Genomic DNA, 19,870 nt, shown 5'->3' with positions numbered 1-19,870 from the left:
CTGATTCCTTACCTGAGGTTAGGGGGGTCGGATATGGACAGGGCTGGTACGGCTCGCGCCTTGTGGGTGCGGAGCCGTACCAGCACCGGAGGGGTTAGCCCTTGACGGCGCCCGCGACGAGGCCCGTGACCATGCGCCGCTGCACCAGGAGGAAGAAGACGACGACAGGGATCGTCATCATCGTGGAGCCGGCCATGATGGCGCCCCAGTCGGTGCCTCGCTGCCCGAAGAAGAACTGCAGCGCGACGGGCATCGTGTAGCCCGAGGAGTCCGACATCAGGATGAGCGCGAAGATCAGCTCGTTCCAGGCGGTGATGAACGAGAAGATGCTCGTCGCCACCAGGCCGGGAGCCACCAGCGGGAACAGGACCTTCCGGAAGGTCGTGAACCGGCTGGCGCCGTCGATCCAGGCGGCCTCCTCCAGGGATTTGGGCACCGCGGCGACGAAGGTGCGCAGCATCCAGATGCCGAAGGGGAGGGTCAGGCCGACGTTGATGACGATCAGACCCAGCAGCTGGTCGTAGAGGCCGAGCCGCTTGACGTTGAGGAAAAGCGGGATGAGCAGGGCCTCGGCCGGGATCATCTGGACGATGAGCAGCAGGACCAGGAAGCTGCTGCGGCCCTTGAAGGCGAAGCGGGCGATGGCGGTGGCCGCCAGCAGCGCGAAGACGGCGCCGATGACCACGGTGCCCAGCGCGACGATCGCGCTGTTGCGCATGTAGAGCCAGATGGAGTTGCCCGCCACCCCCTCGGTGAGCACCCGCTTCAGGTGGTCGAGGGTGAGCTCCGTGGGGAACGGGATGAAGTCCGTCGTGAAGATCTGGTCGTTGGTCTTGAAGGAGGTCGAGACCATCCAGTAGACGGGGAACACCGCGAAGACGAAGACCAGGACGCCGGCCGCGTTGAGCGCGGCCTTCCCGAGGCGCTTGCGTGCGATCGGAGTCATCACATCTCCTCCGTCTTCACGATCTGCCGGACGTAGACGGCGGTGACGACGAGCAGGAGCAGCGTCAGGATCACCGCGATCGCCGCGCCGGTGCCCATCTTCGGCGGGCTGCGGAAGGCCTCGGCGAAGGAGAACATGGACAGGTTGAAGGCCTCGCGGTTGGTCGGCCCGTTCATCAGCACGTAGAGCTGGCTGAAGACCTTGAAGTTCCAGATGATGGACAGGATCGTCAGCACCGAGAAGACCGGCTTGAGCAGCGGGAAGGTGATCTTCCTGAAGGTCCGCCAGGGGGTGGACCCGTCGACCCGGGCCGCCTCGTAGAGCTCCGTGGGGATGCCCTTGAGGCCGGCCAGCACCGACACCGCGATGAACGGGAACGACGCCCAGACCACACAGATGATCAGCACCAGGTAGATGGTGAGCGCGTCGTTCAGCCAGGGCTCGCCGGTCCAGTCGGCCCGCCCGAACAGCAGGCTGGACAGCCAGTCCGGGAGCAGGTTGAGCACCCAGTTGATCATTCCGGCGTCGGCGTCGAAGAGCCAGCGCCAGATGACGCCCTGGGCGACCGGCGGTACGGCCCAGGCGGACATGATGCCGACCACCACGACCGTGGACATCTTCTTGCCGAGCTTGTTGAGCAGCGCGCCCACCGCGGTCCCGAGGACCAGTGTCAGGGTCACCGTGACGGCGGCGAAGACGACGGTGTTGCGGAGCGAGGACCAGAAGATCTCGTTGTCGAGGACCTTGGTGTAGTTGTCCCAGCCCACCCAGGTCGCCGGCTTCTTGCCGTTGATCTGGGGGATCCCCACCTTCTGGAAGGAGATGACGATCATCTGGAACAGCGGGTAGAGCAGCAGTCCGGCGATCACCACTAGACCGGGCACGAGCAGGACGTACGGGATGACCCACGGAGGGAGCCCGCTGGCCCTGGCGGGGCGCTGCGGGCTGTTACGGCGCCGCCCCGGGGCGGAGGGGTTGCCTCCGCCCCGGGCGATCGTAGACGTGTTCGTCATGTGACTACTGGTTCAGGATCTCTTCGATTTCCCCGTTGGCCTTGGTGAGAGCCTCGTCAGGGGTGGCCTTGCCCTCGATGACGGACCGCGCGGCGTTCTGCAGCACGGCCTTGGTCTCGTTGGCCTCGGTCCAGTTGGAGTCGGCCGGGAAGGCCTTGGCCTTGGCGAAGGCCGCCGCGAACGGGGCCAGCGCCGGGTCCGAGCTCAGCTTCGCCAGAGCCTCGGGGTAGATCGGCAGCAGGCCGCCCTCAAGGGCGTAACGCTCCGCCCACTCCTTGTTGGTGGCCAGCTTCAGGTACTCGGCCGCGAGCTCCTTGTTCTTGGCGCTGTCCCAGATGGCGATGTCGTTGCCGCCGAAGAAGGACGGGGCCTCGCCGCCGGACTTGGCCGGGAGCGGGAAGAAGGCCAGCTTGTCGGCCTTCAGCTTGCCCTTGCTGTCCACCTCGATGCCGGGCAGGTCCCAGCCGGCCGTCAGGTACATGCCGACCTTGTTGTTGGCGAACCGCTTGCGGATGTCCACCGTGTTCTGCGTCAGGCGCGACTTACCGGACAGGCCGTCGGTGACCAGGCTCGTGTAGGTGGCGAAACCGGCCTTGAACTTGGGGTCGGTCACCTTGCCGACCCACTTGTCGCCCTCCTTGAGGGCGTACTCGCCGCCCTCGGACCAGGCGAACGCGCCGAGCAGGTGGTTGGCGTCGGAGCCGCCGTTGAAGGCGAAGCCGTCGACGTCCTTGCCCTTCTTCTCCTGGATCTTCTTGGCCGCGGCGACCAGTTCGTCCCAGGTCTTCGGAACCTCGATGCCGAGGTCCTTGAACCAGTCCTTGCGGTAGAGCACCGCGCGGGAGCCGGCGCCCCAGGGCAGGGCGTAGACCTCGTTGTCGATGGTCTCCAGGCCGAGCAGGTTCTTCGGGATCTGGGCCTGGTCGCCGGCCTCCACCAGCGGGGTGACCGGGGAGAGGGCTTCCTGGCTCTGCCAGAGCGGCACCTGGTCGTTGCCGATCTCGGTGACGTCCGGGCCGGCGCCGCCCGCCGCGGCGGCGGTGAACTTGTCGTTCACCTGGGGCCACGGGATCCACTCAAGCTTGATCTTGGCGCCGGACTCCTTCTCGAAGGCCGCGTTCAGCTCGTCCATGTACTTCTGGGCGGCCGGGTTGCTGTCGCCGAGACGCCACACGGTCAGGGTCTGGCCGGCGTACTTCGGGCCGGAGGCGGCGGTGGAGGCGCCGGCCTGCGGGTCGGCGCTCTTGGCGGGTTCGTCGGTGGAACCACATGCGGCGAGGCCCAGGGCCAGGGCGGCGGTGGTAGCAGTCGTAACCGCGATCTTCGTGATTTTCACTTTGGGGTTCTCCCTTCCCGGCTTCACGTCGGGGTCGCGCTTCGGGTGCCGGCGTGGTCCCCATGCCTCGCCACACCTGGTCGAAGGCGCCTCCTCACGGTCGGCGCTCTGACATCCCGCAGCCTGCTGTCACTCTTGCCTGCGGGCTGACTACGGTTAAACTAACAAGAAACTTTCTTAAAAGAAACGATCGTTAGCGGATCGTGACGGGGGGAGCCGATCTTGTCCAGACGTCCGGGGACGCCTCGCCTGCTGCGCCAGCTCAATGACCGCGCGGCACTGGAGCTGCTCCTGTCCAGCGGCCCGCTCACCCGGGCTGAGCTGGGAGAACACACGGGGCTCTCCAAGGTGACCGCGGGCCAGCTCCTCGCCAGGCTGGAGGACCGCGACCTCGTCGCGGTGGTCGGCGAGCAGGCCGGCGGACGCGGCCCCAACGCCGCGCTGTACGGCGTCGTACCTTCGTGCGCGTACGTCGTGGGCCTCGACGTGCTGCCCGACCGGATCAGCGCCGGAGTGGCCGACATCACCGGCGAGACCGTCGCGGAGATCTCGGTGGACCCCAACGGCCACGACGACCCGGTCCGGCTCGTACAGGGCGCCGTCCGTAAGGCGTGCGAGTCGGGGGGCATCCCCATGTCCGGCCTGCGCGCCTTCGTGATCGGCACCCGGGGCGTCGTCGACCCCCGGACCGGCGACGTCCGGTTCTCCCTCGACCTGCCCTCCTGGCACGAGGGCGTGCTCGCCGGGCTCCGCCGCCACCTCAACGTCCCCGTGACGATCGAGAACGACGTGAACCTGGCCGCGCTGGCCGAGCGCTGCCACGGCGCCGCACTGGAGATGGATGACTTCGTCCTCGTCTGGGCGGGAGTCGGCCAGGGGCTCGGGGTCATGCTCGGCGGACGCCTGCACCGCGGCTTCACCGGCGGCGCCGGTGAGATCGGCTGGCTCCCGGTCCCCGGCGAGCCGCTCCCCACCGATGTGGGCGAGCCCCAGTCCGGCTCCTTCCAGCGCCTGGTCGGCGGCGACGCCGTGGCCGGCCTGGCGGACGCGCACGGCGTCGCCGGCGACTCCGTCGGCGACTACGTCCGTACGGCCGTCGCCGGCGGATCGGAGGGCTTCCTCGACGAGCTGGCCGGGAGACTGGCGGTCGGCGTGGCGGCGGTGGCCGTGGTCCTGGACCCCGGGCTGATCGTGCTCGGCGGCGACGTCGGCAGGGCCGGCGGGAGCGCGCTCGCGACCAGGGTCGAGGAGGCCGTGGCCCGGGTCTGCCCGAGCCAGCCGAGGGTCGTGACGACGGAGGTGCGGGGCAACCCGGTGCTGCGCGGCGCCCTGGTATCGGCCCTGCAGCAGGCCCGCGAGCAGGTGTTCTCCCAGACGGTGTGAGAATTGGCGCTATGCGCGACATCGTTCTGATCTCCGACCCCCGTGTCACCGCGATCCCCGTCGAGGAGTCCGGCGAGCGGCTGGCCGACGTCCGGGGGCGGCTGCGGGTGGACGGGCGGATGGCCGACTCCGAGGGGGCCTTCGCCCACCTGCGGGAGGGGCTGCTGGCCCGGCTGGAGGGCGCGCAGACGCAGCTCCCGCCGGGCTACCGGCTGCTGGTGGTGGAGGGCTACCGGCCGCTGGTGACGCAGCAGCGGATCTTCGAGGAGTACTCGGCGGAGCTGCGGCTGGTGTTCCCGGAGATGTCGCCCGAGGAGATCTGCGTGGCGGCGAGCCGCTACGTCTCGCCCGTGGAGGTCGCCCCGCACACCGCGGGCGCGGCGGTGGACCTGACCCTGTGCACCGAGGACGGGGACGAGCTCGACATGGGCACCCCGCTCAACGCCACCCCCGAGCAGAGCGACGGCGCCTGCTACACCGACGCCTCCGGCCTGTCGTCCGAGGCCCGCCACCACCGCGGCCTCCTCGGCACGGCCCTGCGGTCGGCCGGCCTGGTCAACTACCCCACCGAGTGGTGGCACTGGTCCTACGGCGACCGCTACTGGGCCATGACCACCGGGGCCGCGTCCGCCGTCTACGGCCCCACCTCGATCTGAGCCCGCCGTCTACGGTCCTACCCGGGTCTGAGCCCGCCGTCTACGACCCCACCTCGGTCTGAGCCCGCCGTCTACGGCCCCGCTTCGGTCTGAGCCCGTCGTCTACGGCTCTACCTGGGTCTGAGCCCGTCGTCGCCCGGCCCCCGTCCGGGTCCACTGCCCACGGCCTCACCTCGCCCGGTGGTCGGGGACGGGGGCGCGCCAGCGGAGGGGGAGGTCGGCGGCGGCGCCGATCAGGCGGCCCGCGTGCGCGGTGAGGGTGGTGCAGCCCGCGGCGGAGCAGAGGTCGCTCCACTCCGCGGCGGCCGCCACCGGCAGGCGCGTGCGGACGCGGTCGCCCGAGCAGACGGCGTAGAGGCGGCCGTTCATGGCGGTGAGGGCGACGGCGCCGGCCTCCCCGTCGACCAGGGTCCACTCGGCGGTCTCGGGAGGCAGCCGCCACAGGCCGCCGTCGGCTGTGGCGGCCCACAGGTCGCCGTCGACCAGGGCCAGCCCGACCCCGCCGGAGGGGGCCTCGCCGAGCACGGTCCAGGGGGCCTGGGGGCCCGGGTCGCGGTAGACGAGCCGGTCGTCGCCGGTCAGGCCGTACAGGCCGATGGGCCTGGTGGTGGAGGCCTCGCGCGGGGTGGCCATGGCGACCACGCCGCCGCCGGAGTCGATCCGGTGCCAGCGCAGGTTCTGGCCGGAGACGTCCCGGCGGTACAGCGAGCCGTCCGTGCCCACGCCGTACAGCTGGGAGTCGCACACCGTCAGCGCCCGGAACGAGCCGGCCGGACCGATGACCTCCCACCCGGCGGGCGGGCCGGACAGCCGGTCCAGCACGTTGCGGGTGATCCGGTCCACGGCGGGATCGCGCAGGGTGTTGCCCCAGTTCACGGTGGAGGCGGTGAACACCGTCCCGGCGCCTAGGCCGAAGACGCCCATGGTGGCCATGCCGCCCTGGCCGTACCGGTGCCAGTGGCGCAGGTCGGCGGTGGCGAGGATGACGAAGGACGGCGGGGTGCCGTCGCGGCCGGTGGCCACCGGGACGCCGTCCACCTCGACGAAGTCGCAGGCGTCGGTCTCGTAACCGATGCAGCCCTGGCCGAACTTGTCGCCCTCGCCCAGCCCCGTCCCGTCGAAGACCCAGTGCTCCGGGAAACGGGCGGTGTAGGACTCCTCGTGCATCAGCTGCATGTACGGTCCCCACGTCCCGGCGCCCCTCCGGAAGCTGACCCCGGTCAGGGAGTTCTCCGGCCGGTTCACCGGCGCGCTGGACCACTCGACCGTGGTGAGGCCGGGCTCCACGGTGGCCATCGGGTCGGTGACCGCGTCGCGGTAGCAGACCATGGTCCGCCCGTCGTCCTCCAGCCGGAACTGCCACCAGCAGGTGTTGCCGGAGAAGACGGCCAGGTTGCCGCCCCGGCGGACGAACTCCTCCACGTTGTCGCGCATCCCCGCCGTCCAGTACTCGTCATGGCCGTTGACCACCAGCAGCCGGTAGCCGGACAGCAGCGCGGCGCCGTCGTGCAGGTCCAGCCCCGAGCAGTAGTCCACCTCGTACCCGGCCGGCCCCAGCCAGCGCAGCATGCCCTCCTCCCAGCGCTCGGGCGGCGGGCCACCGCCGGGCCGGTCGAAGGCGACGCGCGAGGCCCGGGTGGCCTGCTCGGTCCAGTAGACGGACTCGCCGGGGATGCCCGCCCGGTTGTAGGCCTGCCAGGTCGGGAACGGGATCGACAGCAGGATCGGGGAGCGCGGCCGGGCGGCCCGTACGACGAAGTAGACCTCGGAGGCGTCCTCGTCGGCGGTGAACACCGCCCGGTAGAGCGAGCTCGGCAGGTCCGCGGGGACGTCGAACGTCCACAGGGGGCCGTCGAACTCCTCCTCGGACACCGCCCTGTCCGCCGACACGTCCTCCAGCAGGACCGAGCCGTGCAGGGGGGCCCGGGAGGCGCGCGCGAGATGGAAGCGGAGCGCGCCGCCCTGGACGCAGGAGGTGGCCTCGGCGTAGGCGTACACCGTCATCGAATACCTCCGGCATGGAGACCCCGGGCTTCGGACCCGGGGAGGGAACGCGGCGTGCCGCCACGCAGGGGGGACGTCAACCGACCGGCTCCAGAACCTCGCGGAACGCCGCCTCGACCAGGAGGGACTCCAGGTCGTACAGGTAGCGCTCCATGGCCGGCCGGGGCAGGAAACGGGTGTCGGCGGTCAGCGAGACGCCCAGCCCGCCGGGCTCGCCGGTCACGTGCAGGCAGAAGCGGCAGTTGAGCCGGTCCTGGCTGAGCGGCCAGGTCAGCGCCGTCTCCTCCATCGCCTGCCGTACCGTCCGCTCGTCGTGGGAGGCGTCGACCCGGTCGACGAAGCGCATGTCGTTGAAACAGCAGTAGGGGTGGATCTCCGCGCCCCGCTCCCGGCTGATCCGGGCGGTCAGCCGGTCCCGGTCGTCCGGGTCGTGGTAGGCGGAGCGGTAGGCGCGCAGCGCGGCCGGCTTGGCCGCCCTGAGCAGATCGGCGAAGGTCGCGCCGCCGCGCAGGTCCAGCACGAACAGGCCCTCCTGGGAGAGCGTGGTGACGGCGTTCGCGGTGTCGGCGCGGAAGCGGTTGCCCACGATCGGCAGCATCGCGCACACGTCGTGGCCGGTCACTGCGCCGACCAGCACGGACGAGGCGGCCAGCAGCACGGTCGAGGTGCTCACGCCGTGCACGGCGGCGATCCGCTGGACGGCCAGGTCCAGCGCCCGGGAGACGATCTGCGCCCGCCAGACGGGCGGGCCCTCCGGCGCGGCCACGGGCCGGTCGAACATGGTCGGCGGGATCCGCCGGTACTCGCTCTCCCAGTGCTCGGCGGCGATCCGGGCGACCCGCAGCCCCTCTTCCGACCGCTGCCAGCGGGCCAGGTCCAGCGGCGAGGGCGGCGGCGGTCCGGGTACGGCTCCGCGGAGCAGCAGCAGCCGCAGATCCGTGATCGCCGCCTCCGCGCCGAGGCCGTCGGCCGCCAGGTGGCAGAAGACGAGCACGATGTGGGTGACGACCCCGCCGAGGGACCTTCCCGCGGCGTCGCCGGTGGTCCCCTCCGCCGTTCCGGCGGCGGTCTCGTCGGCGACCACGAGCCCCACCCGGAGCGGCCACTCACCCGCGTAGTCGAAGGCCCGCTCCGCCAGCGTGTCCAGCAGCCGGTCCGGATCGCCGGCCGACAGGGTGACCGCGATGGAGCCGGAGGTCTCCAGCACCTGGGACGGCCCCGCCCCCAGCCTGGTCCGCAGCGACCCGTGCCGCTCCACCAGCGCGCCCAGGACCTCGACGGCCCGTTCCACGGTGAGCGGCCGGGCCCGTCCGGGCACCTTGAGCACCCGGCCGAAGTTGAAGTAGTGGTCGTCCGGCGCCGTCTTCTGGATCGTGTCCCAGATGGCCCGCTGACCCCAGGTCAGCGGGGCCGTGCCCGATCGGCTCCCCGAGAACCGGATGTCCATGTGCTTTTCCCCGTTCAGAACACCTTCAGTGACACTTCTCAGGAACCGGAGCGGCCGGAGGAGGCGATGTAGCGCTCCAGCGCGTCCAGGTCGTCCAGCAGGTCGAACCCCTCGCCCGACAGGTCGATCTCGACCCCGAACTCGGTCTCCACCGCGTCGATCAGCCGCATCTGCGCCAGCGAGGTGACCCCCAGCGCCGACAGCGGGACCGTCGCGGCCAGCGCCTCCTTGGCCGTCACCGCGCCGTCCGACGCCGTGGCCACCATCGCGGCCAGCCGTTCCCTAACCACCATTGCGGGCTCCTTCCACGCGCTGCCTGACATCGTCCGCGGAGACCCAGATCCAGTCGTCAGACACCCGTGGCCTCCCTGGCGCTGAGCGGGCGCAGGTCGGTCCAGACCTGGTCGATGTGGTCCAGGCACTCCTGCCTGGTCCCGGAGACGCCCTCCTCCCGCCAGCCGTCCGGCAGATCCCGGCCGGTGGGCCAGATCGAATACTGCTCCTCGTGGTTGACCACGACACGGTGACTCATCACAGATCCCTTTCTCCATGAGGCGTTCGCACGAGGAGGGCGGCCTCCTCGTCTGACAGTCCGTCGAGCTCGGCGACCAGCAGTTCCTCCACCGCGGCCGCGAGCCCGGCCACGGTGCTCCGCGCGAACAGGGTGCGGATCGGCACGTCCACCTCGACCAGGGCGCGGAGCCTGGCGATGACGCGGGTGGCGAGCAGCGAGTGCCCGCCCAGGGCGAAGAAGTCGTCGAAGGCGCCGACCGCCTCGATCCCCAGCACCTCGCCGAAGACGTCGGCCACCAGCAGCTCGGCGTCGCCGCGCGGGGCGGTCCTCGTCCCGGCCCCGACCTCGGGCGCGGGCAGCGCGGCCCGGTCGATCTTGCCGCTGCGGGTCAGCGGCAGGGCGTCGAGGCCGACCCAGAGCGCCGGGACCATGTAGGCCGGGAGCACGCCGGCCAGATGCCTGCCCAGCTCCTCGCCGGTGGCCGTGCCGACGACGTAGCCGACCAGGGTCTCCTGGCGCACGGCCACCGCCGCCTGCCCGACGCCGGGATGCGCCAGGAGTCTGGCCTCGATCTCGCCCAGCTCGATCCGGAAGCCTCTGACCTTGACCTGGTCGTCGTCGCGGCCGAGGAACTCCAGCCGCCCGTCGCCGCGCCAGCGCGCCCGGTCGCCGGTCCGGTAGACGCGTGAACCGCCGGGACCGGGGACGAACCGCTGCGCGGTCAGCGCGGGCCTGCCGAGGTAGCCCCGGGCGACCCCGGCCCCGGTGACGCACAGCTCGCCCGGCGCGCCCGGCGGCACGGGCTCACCGTGCCCGTCCAGGACCATGACCCGGGTGCCGCCGATCGGGGTGCCGATCGGCGGCGTCCCTGGGGAGCCGTCGAGGTCGGCGGCCGTGGCGATGATCGTGGCCTCGGTCGGGCCGTAGGTGTTGACCAGCCGCACCCGGTCGCCGAAGCGTTCCCGCCAGCGGGCCACCGCGGCCTCGTGCACCTGCTCGCCGCCCAGGATGACCAGGCGCAGCGTCTGGGGCCAGGCGATCTCGTCGATCTGGTCGACCAGCGCGTGCCAGTAGGCCGTCGGCAGGTCGAGCACCGTGACCCCGTCCAGGTGGTCGGGCAGGGTGACACCGCCGTCGGGCAGCAGCTCCAGGCGGGCTCCGGCGGCCAGGGTGGGGTAGATCTCCTCGGCGTGGGTGTCGAAGCTCAGCGAGGCGAACTGCACGACCCGGTCGCCGGGGTGCAGGCCGTACGCCTCGCGCATCCACGCCACCCGCGCCGCGAGCCCGTCGTGCTCCACCACGACGCCCTTGGGCGTGCCGGTGGAACCGGAGGTGTAGATCACGTAGGCGGCGGCGTCGCGCGGCGCGGGTTCCGGCGTCCCCCGGTACGGCCCGGCCTCGGTGAGCACGAGGGACGCCCCGCTGTCCTCCACCAGGAAGGCGAGCCGGTCCTCGGGGTAGTCGGGGTCGAGCGGGAGGTAGACGGCTCCGGCCCGCCAGGTGGCGAGCAGCGCGGCGACGGTGTCCGGGGTCCGGCCCAGGCGGACGCCGACCACGTCGCCGGGGGCGACGCCGCGCGACTGGAGGAGCGCGGCCAGCTCGTCGGCGCGCGCGTCCAGCTCGGCGTAGGTGAGCAGGCTGTCCCCGCACCCGATCGCGACCGCGTCCGGGGCGTGCCGCACGGCCGCCGCGAACAGGTCCGGTACGGCGGTCGCCGGCGGCTGGGCCGGTCCCTCGGAGAGGCGGCGGAGCAGGGCGTCGTCGTCCTCGGTGCGCAGCGGCAGGGTGGAGACCCGGTCGCCGGCGACCTCGGGCAGCGCGGTCAGGAGCAGGCGGAATCGGGCGGCCAGCCCTTCGACGGTGGCCCGGTCGAACAGCTCGGCGTCGTAGACCAGGGTGATCAGCAGTTCGTGCTCGTCCTGCCAGGCCTCCAGCATCAGTTCGAGCTTGGCCTGCCGCATGCCGTGCTCGAACGCCGTGGTGGTCAGTCCGGCGAAGGCGTCGCGGGCGTGCCCGGAGTCCTGCGTGTGCAGGATGAGCATGGTCTGGAACAGGGGGGTGCGGGTGAGGTCCCGCTCGGTCCTCAGGGCCGTCACCAGCTCCTCGAACGGGACGCCCTGGTGGGAGAAGGCGTCCAGGACGCCGATTTGGGTGTCGCGCAGCAGGTCGGTGAAGGTGGGGTCGGCCGACAGGTCACCGCGCAGGACCAGGGTGTCGCTGAGGTAGCCGACGACCGGTTCGAGCTGGACCCGGTCCCGGCCCGCGGTGGCGGTGCCGACCAGGATGTCGCTCCGGCCGGTGTGCCGGGCCAGGAGCACCTGGTAGGCGGCGAGCAGGACCATGAACATCGTCGCGCCGTGCTCCCTGCCCAGCCGGGTCAGCGCGCCGGCCTCGGCCGAGGTCAGCCGGACGGCCACCACGTCGCCGCGCCGGGCGGCCCCGGCGGTGCGCGGCCGGTCGACCGGCAGGTCCAGCGGGGTCGGGTCGGCGAGCCGGTCCCGCCAGTAGGCGAGCAGGTCGCCGGTGTCGCGGTCGCGCTGCCAGCGGGCGACGTCGCCGAACTGGAGCGGCACCGGGGGCAGCTCGGCCCGGCCGGAGTAGAGGCGCGACAGCTCGTCGAAGATGAGGTTGAGCGACCAGCCGTCGCCGAGGATGTGATGGAGGACGACGCACAGGACGTGGTCGTCCTCGCCGATCCCGATCAGCGTGACCCGCAGCGGCGGCCGGGAGGCGAGATCCGGGAAGGGGCTGTTGGTCAGGGCCGCGACGAGCTCCGCCGCCCCGTTCTCGTCCCCGGCGCTCACCCGGTCGACGGGGACCGCGCCCGGCGGGTCGACGACCACGGCGGGCGCTCCGTCCACCTCGGGGAACCGGGTGCGCAGACTCTCGTGGCGGGCCACCGTGCCGTCCAGCGCCCTGCCCAGGGCGTCCGGGTCGAGCGGGCCTCGCAGCCGTCTGACCAGGCACATGTTGTAGGAGGCGTCGTCCGGGTCGAGCCGGTTGAGGAACCAGAGCCGCTCCTGGCCGAAGGAGAGCGGCGGGACGGTCCCCACGGGCCGGGGCCGGGGGCCGCCGACCTCCCCGTGCCCGGCGCCCGCGGCCCGTCCCGGGTCTCCGCCTCCGGTGCCCTGTCCCGCCGTCCCTTGACCGGTCCCGGTGGCGCGTCCTGGCTCTCCGCCTCCGGTGCCCTGTCCCGCCGTCCCCTGTCCGGCGCCCGCGGCCCGTCCCGGTCCGCCGTCCCCGCCGGCCCCGGCCCCGGTGGGGGGCTCGACCAGCTCCGCCAGCCCGGCGACCGTCGGCCGGATGAACACCTCCCGGACGGGCACCTCCCTGCCGGACAGCGCCGTCAGCCGTGCGGTGACCATGGTGGCCAGCAGCGAGTGGCCGCCGAGCGTGAAGAAGTCGTCGTGCGCCCCGACCTCGGCCACGCCGAGCACCTCGGCGAAGACCTGCGCGACCAGCCGTTCGCCCGCGGTGCGAGGCGCCGTGGTGGTCCGCTCGGACCCTCCGTCGACATCCGGCAGCGCGTTGCGGTCGATCTTCCCGTTGGGTGTCAGCGGCAACGCCTCCACCTCGACGAACACGCTGGGCACCATGTATCCCGGCAGCTCCCGCCCGGCGTGCTCCCGTACGTCGTCGAGTGGTCCCGCGCCGCCCGGCTCCCGCGCCGCGTCCGCGGGGAAGGCCGCGTCCGGCGGGGAGGCCGTGTCCGTTGGAGGGGGCGCGTCCACGGGGGTCAGCACGGTGAAGGCGATCAGCCGGTCCCCGCGCACGGCGACGACCGCCTGCCGTACGGCGGGATGGGCGTCGAGCACGGCCTCGATCTCGCCGAGCTCGATGCGGTGGCCGCGGAGCTTGACCTGGTTGTCGGTGCGGCCGAGGAACTCCAGGGCGCCGTCGCCCCGCAGCCGGGCGCGGTCCCCGGTGCGGTAGAGGCGGGCGCCGTCCGGGCCGGGGACGAAGCGCTCGGCGGTCAGGGCGGGCCGGCCGAGGTAGCCGGTCGCGACTCCCGCGCCGCCGATGAGCAGCTCGCCCGGCACCCCGATCGGGGCGGGGCCGCCGGCGGGGTCCAGGATGTGGACGGTGGTGTTGGCGATCGGGCGGCCGATGACGATCTCGCCGGGAGACTCGGGGACCTCCCAGGCCGTGGACCAGATCGTGGTCTCGGTCGGGCCGTAGACGTTGACGAGTCTGTCCACCCGGGGACGCAGCTCGCGGGCGAACTGCGGCGGCAGCGGCTCGCCGCCGGTCAGGCCGACCACGCGGGGCAGGTCCCCGCTGAGCAGGACCCGCCACCCCGACGGTGTCGCCTGGACGTGGGTCACCCCCGCGTCCCGGACGAGCCGGGCGAGCCGGACGCCGTCGCGGGCCGTCTCCGCGTCGGCGACGACCACCCGGCCGCCGGTCACCAGCGGCAGGTACAGCTCCAGGGCGGAGATGTCGAACGACAGCGAGGTCAGCGCCAGCCACACGTCCCGCGGCGAGGACCCGGTCAGGTCGCGCATCGCCAGCAGGAAGTTGGTCAGCGCCCGGTGCGGGACCACGACGCCCTTCGGGCGTCCGGTGGATCCCGAGGTGTACAGCACGTAGGCCGTGTCGCCGGGGCGGGGGCGCGTGGTCGCGGCGGTCCCCGGGGGAAGGTCGTCCAGGCCGGTCAGGACCAGCGCGGCCGCGGAGTCCTCGATCACGTAGGAGACGCGAGCCTGCGGGTAGTCGGGATCGACGGGCAGATAGGCGGCGCCGCTCATCGCCACGCCCAGCAGCGCGACGAGCATGTCCGTGCCGCGCTCCATCCGGACCGCGACCAGCGAGCCGCGGCCGATGCCCGCCGCGGCCAGCCGGCCGGCGAGTTCCGCGGCCCGCTCCACCAGTCCGGCGTAGGTCAGCGTGTCCGCCGGCGCGGCCTGCCCGGCGCGTGCGGGGGTCTCCACCGCGATGGCGTCCGGGGTGGCGGCGGCCTGTTCCAGCACCAGGTCGACCAGCGTCACCTCGGGCAGGCCGGCGCCGGTCCCGTTCCACTCCGCCAGCAGCCCGAGCTCCGCCTCCGGCAGCATCCGCAGCGAGCCCACCGGCACCTCGGGATCCGCCACGGCGGCCGCGAGCAGCTCCTGGAACCGGGTGACCATCCGCTCCACGGTCCCGCGGTCGAACAGGTCGGTGCTGTAGACCACGCTGCCGAGCAGGTGGCCGTCGTCGGCGGGGGAGATGTCCACCGACAGGTCGAGCCGGGCGCGGGACCAGCCGTGCGGGAAGGGCGTGGCGGTCAGGCCGGGCAGCGGGTCGGCCCACTCGCCCTGGGTGTGGAAGGCGAACAGGGTCTGGAACAGCGGGGTGCGGCTGAGGTCCCGCTCCACGTCCAGCTCCGCGACGAGCCGCTCGAAGGGGACGTCCTGCCGGGAGAGCGCGTCCAGCACCGTCCGCCGGGTCCGCTTGAGCAGCTCGCTGAAGGTGGGGTCGCCGGACAGGTCGCAGCGGAGGGCCAGCGTGGTCGACAGGAAACCGATCATGGTCTCCAGCTCGGTGCTGTCGCGGCCGGCCGACGGGGTGCCCACGCAGAAGTCGCTCTGGCCGGTGTGCCGGGCCAGCAGGACCTGGTAGGCGGCCAGCAGCACCATGTACGGCGTGCAGCGTGCCCGCCGGGCCAGGTCCCTGATCGCGGCGCTCACATCCGCCTCGATCCGGAAGTCGACCTGGCCGCCGGCGCCGCTGCGCTGCACCGGACGCGGCCGGTCGGCGGGCAGTTCGAGGGGCGGCACCCCGCTCAGCCGCTCGATCCACCACTGGAGCCCGGAGTCCGCCGGGTGCCGGTCGCGGGTGTGCTCGCCGTACTGGAGGGGGAGGTGGGGCAGTGGGGCGGTGCCACCGCTGCCGTAGTGGGTGGCGACCTCGGAGCGGAGCACGTTCAGCGACCAGCCGTCGCCGTTGATGTGGTGCAGGACGACGCAGAGCACGTGCTCGTCGGGGCCCAGCTCGATCAGCGAGACCCGGAACGGGGGCGCGGCGGACAGGTCGAAGGCCGTGTTGGTGAGCGCGGAGACGAGGGTCAGGGCTTCCTGGTCGGTCCCGGCCGCCAGCCGCTCAACCGCCACCGGCGCGGGCGGGTCGACGATCGCCACGGGCCGGCCGGCCCTCTCGCGGAAGCGGGTCCGCAGGCTCTCGTGCCGTGCGGCCACGGCGGTGAAAGCGGCCTCCAGCGCGACCGTGTCAAGACGGCCTTTCAACCTGTAAACATAGGATGTGTTGTAGGTCGAATCGCTGGGGTCGAGGCGGTGGAGAAACCACAACCGCTGCTGGCCGTACGACAGCGGGTATTCCGTCCCTGGCTGGCCGGGGGAAATGGTCTCTGGCTGAAGCACGCAGAGCTCCTTCGTCGGCCGCGGGTCCGCATTCGCGCGAGGGCGCCGAAAATGGGTATGCGAAAGCCCGCTCCGCGCATATTTGCCGAGTTGAGCACATAATGGGAAAGATTTCTTTCTGGAAAGAAACCTTTCAGTTAGTTCTGGGTGGTTAGTGTTACACCTCCGCCCGGGGTGCGCAAGGCCCTGTGTGGCAGGGGTTTCCCTCCCCTGGCGAACCTTGGCCAAAGGGCTTGCGCGGCTGTGGCGATCATGTAAGACTGGCGCTCGTTTTAGAATAGTAAAGATTCTTTCCTGTTGTGACTCGGGTGCTCGCAAGCGCCGAGATCATAGACATCCGATCTTTATTGGGAGGTTCACATGGTGAACCTGACCGTTCCCCAATTGCTCAGAGACCGGGCCTCCGCCGACCCCGACGGGGTCGCGCTGATCGTGCACGGCTCGGAGCCGCTCACCTATCGCCAGTGGTACGAGCGGTCCGCTGTGATCGCGAACGGCCTGGTAGCGCGCGGTGTCACCAAGGGCGATCGGGTGGGTCTGGTCTTCGGGAGCGCGGACTGGGCGGACTACGCGGTGGCGTTCTGCGGGGTACTGGCGGCCGGAGCCGCCGCGGTGCCGCTGTCGGACCGCCTCGCCTCCGCTGACCTGCGCTTCATGCTGGAACACTGCCGTGCGACCGGAGTCATCCATGCCGGCGGGCTCACCGTGCCCGAGATCGGGTGGAGCGCCACCCCTGACGGCCTGTGGACCGAAACGTCCTATGAGACGGCCGATCCCGAGCCCGGAGACCTCGCGCAGATCCTCTACACCTCCGGCACGACGGGCCGCCCCAAAGGGGTGTCGGCCACCCATGCCAACCTCGCCTACGGCTGCGGCGCCAGGCGCCGCCCGTTCGCGCACTCCGCGCATCTGCTCCACGCATTCCCGATCGGCACGAACGCCGGCCAGGCCATGCTGATCAACGCGCTCGACGCCCACCCGGCCGTGGTGACGCTGCCGCGATTCACCCCGGGCCGCTTCGCCGCGCTGATCGAGTCCTACCGGGCGGGGACGGTCTTCCTCGTCCCCGCGATGGCCATCGAGCTGATCAACGCCGGGGTCGGCGAGCGGTACGACCTGTCCAGCGTGCTGCTGCTCGGCTCGGCCGCCGCGCCGCTGCCCTCGGCCGTCGCCCAGGCGCTGACCACGGCCTTCCCCAACGCGACGATCACCAACTACTACACCTCGACCGAGGCCGCCCCCGCTCAGACGATCATGATGTTCGACCCGGACCGGCCCGGCAGCGTCGGCCGCGCGGTGGCCGGAGGACGGGTCAGGATCGCCACCGCGGAAGGCACGCCGCTCGCGCCGGGGGAGACCGGCGAGGTCTGGATGCGCTCCCCGGCCGCGCCGCGCGCCTACTACGGCGATCCGGAGAGCGGGACCTTCCGCGACGGATGGGTGCGGATGGGCGACCTCGGCCGCATCGACGCGGAGGGTTACCTCTACCTCGTCGACAGGGAGGGCGACGTGGTGAAGTCGGGCGCCTACAAGGTCTCCACGATCCACGTCGAGGAGGCCGTCTACCAGCACCCCGACGTGATCGAGGCGGCAGCTTTCGGGGTCCCGCACCCCGTGCTCGGGACCGTCGTGGCCGTCACCATGGCCACCCGGGCCCCGCTCACCCCCGAGGAACTGCGGATCTTCCTCAAGGACCGGCTCGCCCCGCACGAGCTTCCCGCGCGCGTGACCACCGTCGACGCCCTGCCGCGCAACAACGGCGGCAAGGTCGACAAGCGGGCCCTGCGCCGGAGCCTGGAGAACGCGCGATGACCGGCGGCGCACCGGCCCGGCGGGGAACGCAGGAGGTCACCTTCACCCAGCAGGGGATGTGGGTCACCGAGCAGGCCGTGAAGGTGGGGACGGCCTACCACATGCCGCTCCTCGTCCACCTGCGCGGCGCGCTGGACAGCGGGGCGCTCCTGGCGGCCTGCGCGGCGGTCGTGGACCGGCATCCGATGCTGCGCGGCGTGGTGGCGGAGGTGGACGACGAGCTGCGGCTCGTGCCCGGAGCCGAGGTCCCCGTACGGCGGGCGACCGGCTCTCCGGGCGGGTCCCCGGATGGGTTCCCGACAGGTTCTCCGGATGGGTTCCCGACCGGCTCTCCGGACGTGGAAGGGGCGGCGGGAGTGGACGCGGCCGTGCGGGAGGAGATCCTGCGCGAGTTCGACCTGGAGCACGGCCCCCTGGCCAGGTTCACCCTGTTCGAGACCGGCCCTGGACGGCACCTGCTCGTCTTCGTCGCCCACCACCTGATCTTCGACGGCCAGTCCAAGGACATCCTGGTCCGCGACCTGGCCGCGTTCTACAACGGCGAACGCCCGTCCCCGCTGCCCGGGATCGACCACGGCCGGTCCGAGCGCGACCGGGTGGCGGCCATGCTCCCGGCCGCGAAGGAGTTCTGGGCGCCCCGGTGGCGCGATCCGGGCGAGACCGTGCTGCTGGGCCGGGCGCTGCGGTCCCGTCGAGCGGGCGAGGGCCGGGTGCTGCGGCTCACCGCCGACCCGTCGGTCCCCGGGCTCACCCGGTTCGAGGTGCTGCTGGCCGCGCTGCACGTCCTGCTCTCCGGGTACGGCAACGCCGAGGTGACCACCGCCGTCGACCTGTCCACCCGGCCGGCCGGGGCGGCGGACCACATCGGCCTGTTCGTCAACGAGCTCCCGGTCGCCTCCACCCCGTCCCCGGAGGCGACGTTCCGGGAGTTCGCCACCGGGCTCCGCGCCGAGCTACGCCAGGTCTACCGGTTCCGGCAGGTGCCGCTGACCCGGGCGATGCCCCGCATCCGGCCGCACGCCGCGCTGGTCCCCGTCTCGGTCAGCTACCGCACCCGGCACGAGGCCGACCCGGTGTTCACCGGACTGGACGCCTCGGTGGAGTGGACGGTCTTCAACCACGCGGTCCGCGGCGCGCTGCACCTGCAGTGCGTGGACGGTCCCGGCGGGCTCACCATCAGCCTGCGGTACGACCCCGAGGCGGTCCCGGACGCCCCACGGGTGGCAGATGATCTGCGTCTCCTCCTGGAACGCGCCACCCACGACCCCGACCTGCCGCTCAAAGAAATACTGAACCAAATTCTGGAGTAAGAGATGGGTTCCGTCACCACCCTCACCGAGCAGGTACGCGAGATCTGGGAGGAAGTCCTGGGGATCTCGCCGATCGACGACCACGACGACATCTTCGACCTGGGCGGCCACTCCCTGACCATCACCCAGATCATCGCCCGCATGCGCAAGCGCCTGGACATCGAGGTCTCGCTGGACGCATTCTTCGACAACCCGACCATCGCCGGGATCGTGGAGTCACTCGGCGATGACTGAGACCCTCGACCGGCTCCGCCTGTCCCGCCTCGGCGACGACGACCTGGAGCTGCTGCTGCAGGTGCGGCACTTCGAGCTGAAACTCCTGGAGCTGTACGGCAGGGGAGAGCTCAACGGCACCACGCACACCTGCCTCGGCCAGGAGTACGTCCCGGTGGCGCTGCGCCCGCTGCTCGGCCCTGACGACCACGTCTTCAGCAACCACCGGGGCCACGGCCACTACCTGTCCACGTTCCGGGACCCGCACGGCCTGCTCGCCGAGATCATGGGCAGGGAGGGCGCGGTCTGCGGGGGCGTCGGCGGCAGCCAGCACATCCACCGCGACCGCTACATGTCCACCGGCGTGCAGGGGGAGAGCATGCCCGTGGCAGCCGGGGTCGCGCTCCACCTCAAGCGGACCGAGCCCGGCACGCTGGCGTGCGTCTACATCGGCGACGGCACGTGGGGGGAGGGTGCGGTCTACGAGGCGCTGAACCTCGCCGCGCTCTGGGAGCTCCCGCTGCTGGTGGTGGTGGAGAACAACGGCATCGCCCAGTCCACCCCGACCGCCTCGCAGATGGCGGGCACCGTCGGGAGCCGGGCGGCGGCGTTCGGCATCCGGCACCACCTGGTCGTCTCCGCCGACGTCAACGAGATCCGGGCCGCGCTCGCCCCTCTGGTCGCGGAGGTGCGCCAGGCCCGGCCGCTGGTGGTGGAGTTCGTGACCCACCGGCTCGGCCCGCACAGCAAGGGCGATGACATCCGTCCGGCCGGGGCCGTACAGGCTGCCAGGGACAACGACTGGTACGACCGCTACGCCCACGACCACCCCGACCAGTTCCACCGGCTCGACGGGCTGGTCAGGGCGGAGATCCAGGCG

Annotated in this window: 14 protein-coding genes; 6 read left to right on the top strand and 8 right to left on the bottom strand. The window is 72.0% G+C overall.

The features are described from left to right. Positions 1-94 precede the first annotated feature (94 nt). Genes CA984_RS04540 through CA984_RS04530 form a run of 3 tightly spaced genes read right to left on the bottom strand, consistent with a single transcriptional unit; the run spans position 95 to position 3,295 of the window. Positions 95-946, bottom strand: a complete 852-nt coding sequence (locus tag CA984_RS04540; RefSeq protein WP_086568469.1) for a carbohydrate ABC transporter permease — start codon at positions 944-946, stop codon at positions 95-97. After that, positions 946-1,959: a carbohydrate ABC transporter permease gene (locus CA984_RS04535; protein ID WP_086568467.1), complete on the bottom strand. Its 1,014-nt coding sequence runs from the start codon at positions 1,957-1,959 to the stop codon at positions 946-948. Before CA984_RS04535 ends, CA984_RS04540 begins: the two co-directional genes overlap by 1 nt. 4 nt (positions 1,960-1,963) lie before the next feature. Further along, entirely contained in the window at positions 1,964-3,295 is a 1,332-nt protein-coding gene (locus CA984_RS04530; RefSeq protein WP_086568464.1) for a sugar ABC transporter substrate-binding protein, read from the bottom strand. A 222-nt stretch (positions 3,296-3,517) separates the two neighbouring features. Between CA984_RS04530 and CA984_RS04525 the strand changes: the two genes are divergently transcribed. Together CA984_RS04525 and CA984_RS04520 are read left to right on the top strand one after the other, a co-directional pair. Continuing rightward, positions 3,518-4,678 (top strand): ROK family transcriptional regulator, encoded by a 1,161-nt coding sequence (locus CA984_RS04525; protein ID WP_086568462.1) that lies wholly within the window; start codon positions 3,518-3,520, stop codon positions 4,676-4,678. An 11-nt stretch (positions 4,679-4,689) separates the two neighbouring features. Then, positions 4,690-5,334 (top strand): M15 family metallopeptidase, encoded by a 645-nt coding sequence (locus CA984_RS04520; protein ID WP_086568460.1) that lies wholly within the window; start codon positions 4,690-4,692, stop codon positions 5,332-5,334. 168 nt (positions 5,335-5,502) lie between these two features. Here the strand turns inward: CA984_RS04520 and CA984_RS04515 are convergent, their stop codons facing one another. The 5 genes from CA984_RS04515 to CA984_RS04495 all read right to left on the bottom strand — a co-directional run bounded on the left by CA984_RS04515 (position 5,503) and on the right by CA984_RS04495 (position 15,655). Further along, positions 5,503-7,338 carry a N,N-dimethylformamidase beta subunit family domain-containing protein gene (locus CA984_RS04515; RefSeq protein WP_086568457.1) on the bottom strand — a complete coding sequence of 612 codons (1,836 nt, stop codon included), beginning with the start codon at positions 7,336-7,338 and terminating at the stop codon, positions 5,503-5,505. 76 nt (positions 7,339-7,414) lie between these two features. Then, a complete protein-coding gene (locus tag CA984_RS04510; protein ID WP_086568454.1) occupies positions 7,415-8,785 on the bottom strand; it encodes a condensation domain-containing protein in 1,371 nt (456 codons plus the stop codon). 38 nt (positions 8,786-8,823) lie between these two features. After that, positions 8,824-9,078, bottom strand: a complete 255-nt coding sequence (locus CA984_RS04505; RefSeq protein WP_037934373.1) for an acyl carrier protein — start codon at positions 9,076-9,078, stop codon at positions 8,824-8,826. A gap of 56 nt (positions 9,079-9,134) precedes the next feature. Next, on the bottom strand, positions 9,135-9,317 hold the full coding sequence (locus tag CA984_RS04500) for an MbtH family protein (RefSeq protein ID WP_031162980.1): 183 nt from the start codon (positions 9,315-9,317) through the stop codon (positions 9,135-9,137). Continuing rightward, positions 9,317-15,655, bottom strand: a complete 6,339-nt coding sequence (locus CA984_RS04495; RefSeq protein ID WP_165781103.1) for a non-ribosomal peptide synthetase — start codon at positions 15,653-15,655, stop codon at positions 9,317-9,319. Before CA984_RS04495 ends, CA984_RS04500 begins: the two co-directional genes overlap by 1 nt. A gap of 360 nt (positions 15,656-16,015) precedes the next feature. Between CA984_RS04495 and CA984_RS04490 the strand changes: the two genes are divergently transcribed. The 4 genes from CA984_RS04490 to CA984_RS04475 form a co-directional block, all read left to right on the top strand. Next, positions 16,016-17,467 carry a class I adenylate-forming enzyme family protein gene (locus tag CA984_RS04490; RefSeq protein ID WP_086568449.1) on the top strand — a complete coding sequence of 484 codons (1,452 nt, stop codon included), beginning with the start codon at positions 16,016-16,018 and terminating at the stop codon, positions 17,465-17,467. Continuing rightward, positions 17,464-18,777, top strand: coding sequence for a condensation domain-containing protein (locus tag CA984_RS04485; protein WP_086568447.1), 1,314 nt, complete (start codon positions 17,464-17,466; stop codon positions 18,775-18,777). The genes CA984_RS04490 and CA984_RS04485 overlap by 4 nt, the downstream gene beginning before the upstream one ends. 3 nt (positions 18,778-18,780) lie before the next feature. Continuing rightward, entirely contained in the window at positions 18,781-19,011 is a 231-nt protein-coding gene (locus tag CA984_RS04480) for a phosphopantetheine-binding protein (RefSeq protein ID WP_012888932.1), read from the top strand. Continuing rightward, the coding region (locus tag CA984_RS04475) for a thiamine pyrophosphate-dependent dehydrogenase E1 component subunit alpha (RefSeq protein WP_108724529.1) at positions 19,004-19,870 on the top strand (867 nt) is incomplete at its 3' end. The genes CA984_RS04480 and CA984_RS04475, both read left to right, overlap by 8 nt.

This window comes from Streptosporangium minutum, assembly GCF_002149035.1.
GTDB classification, from domain to species: Bacteria; Actinomycetota; Actinomycetes; order Streptosporangiales; family Streptosporangiaceae; genus Streptosporangium; species Streptosporangium minutum.
This window is presented reverse-complemented; position numbering and strand designations above follow the sequence as displayed.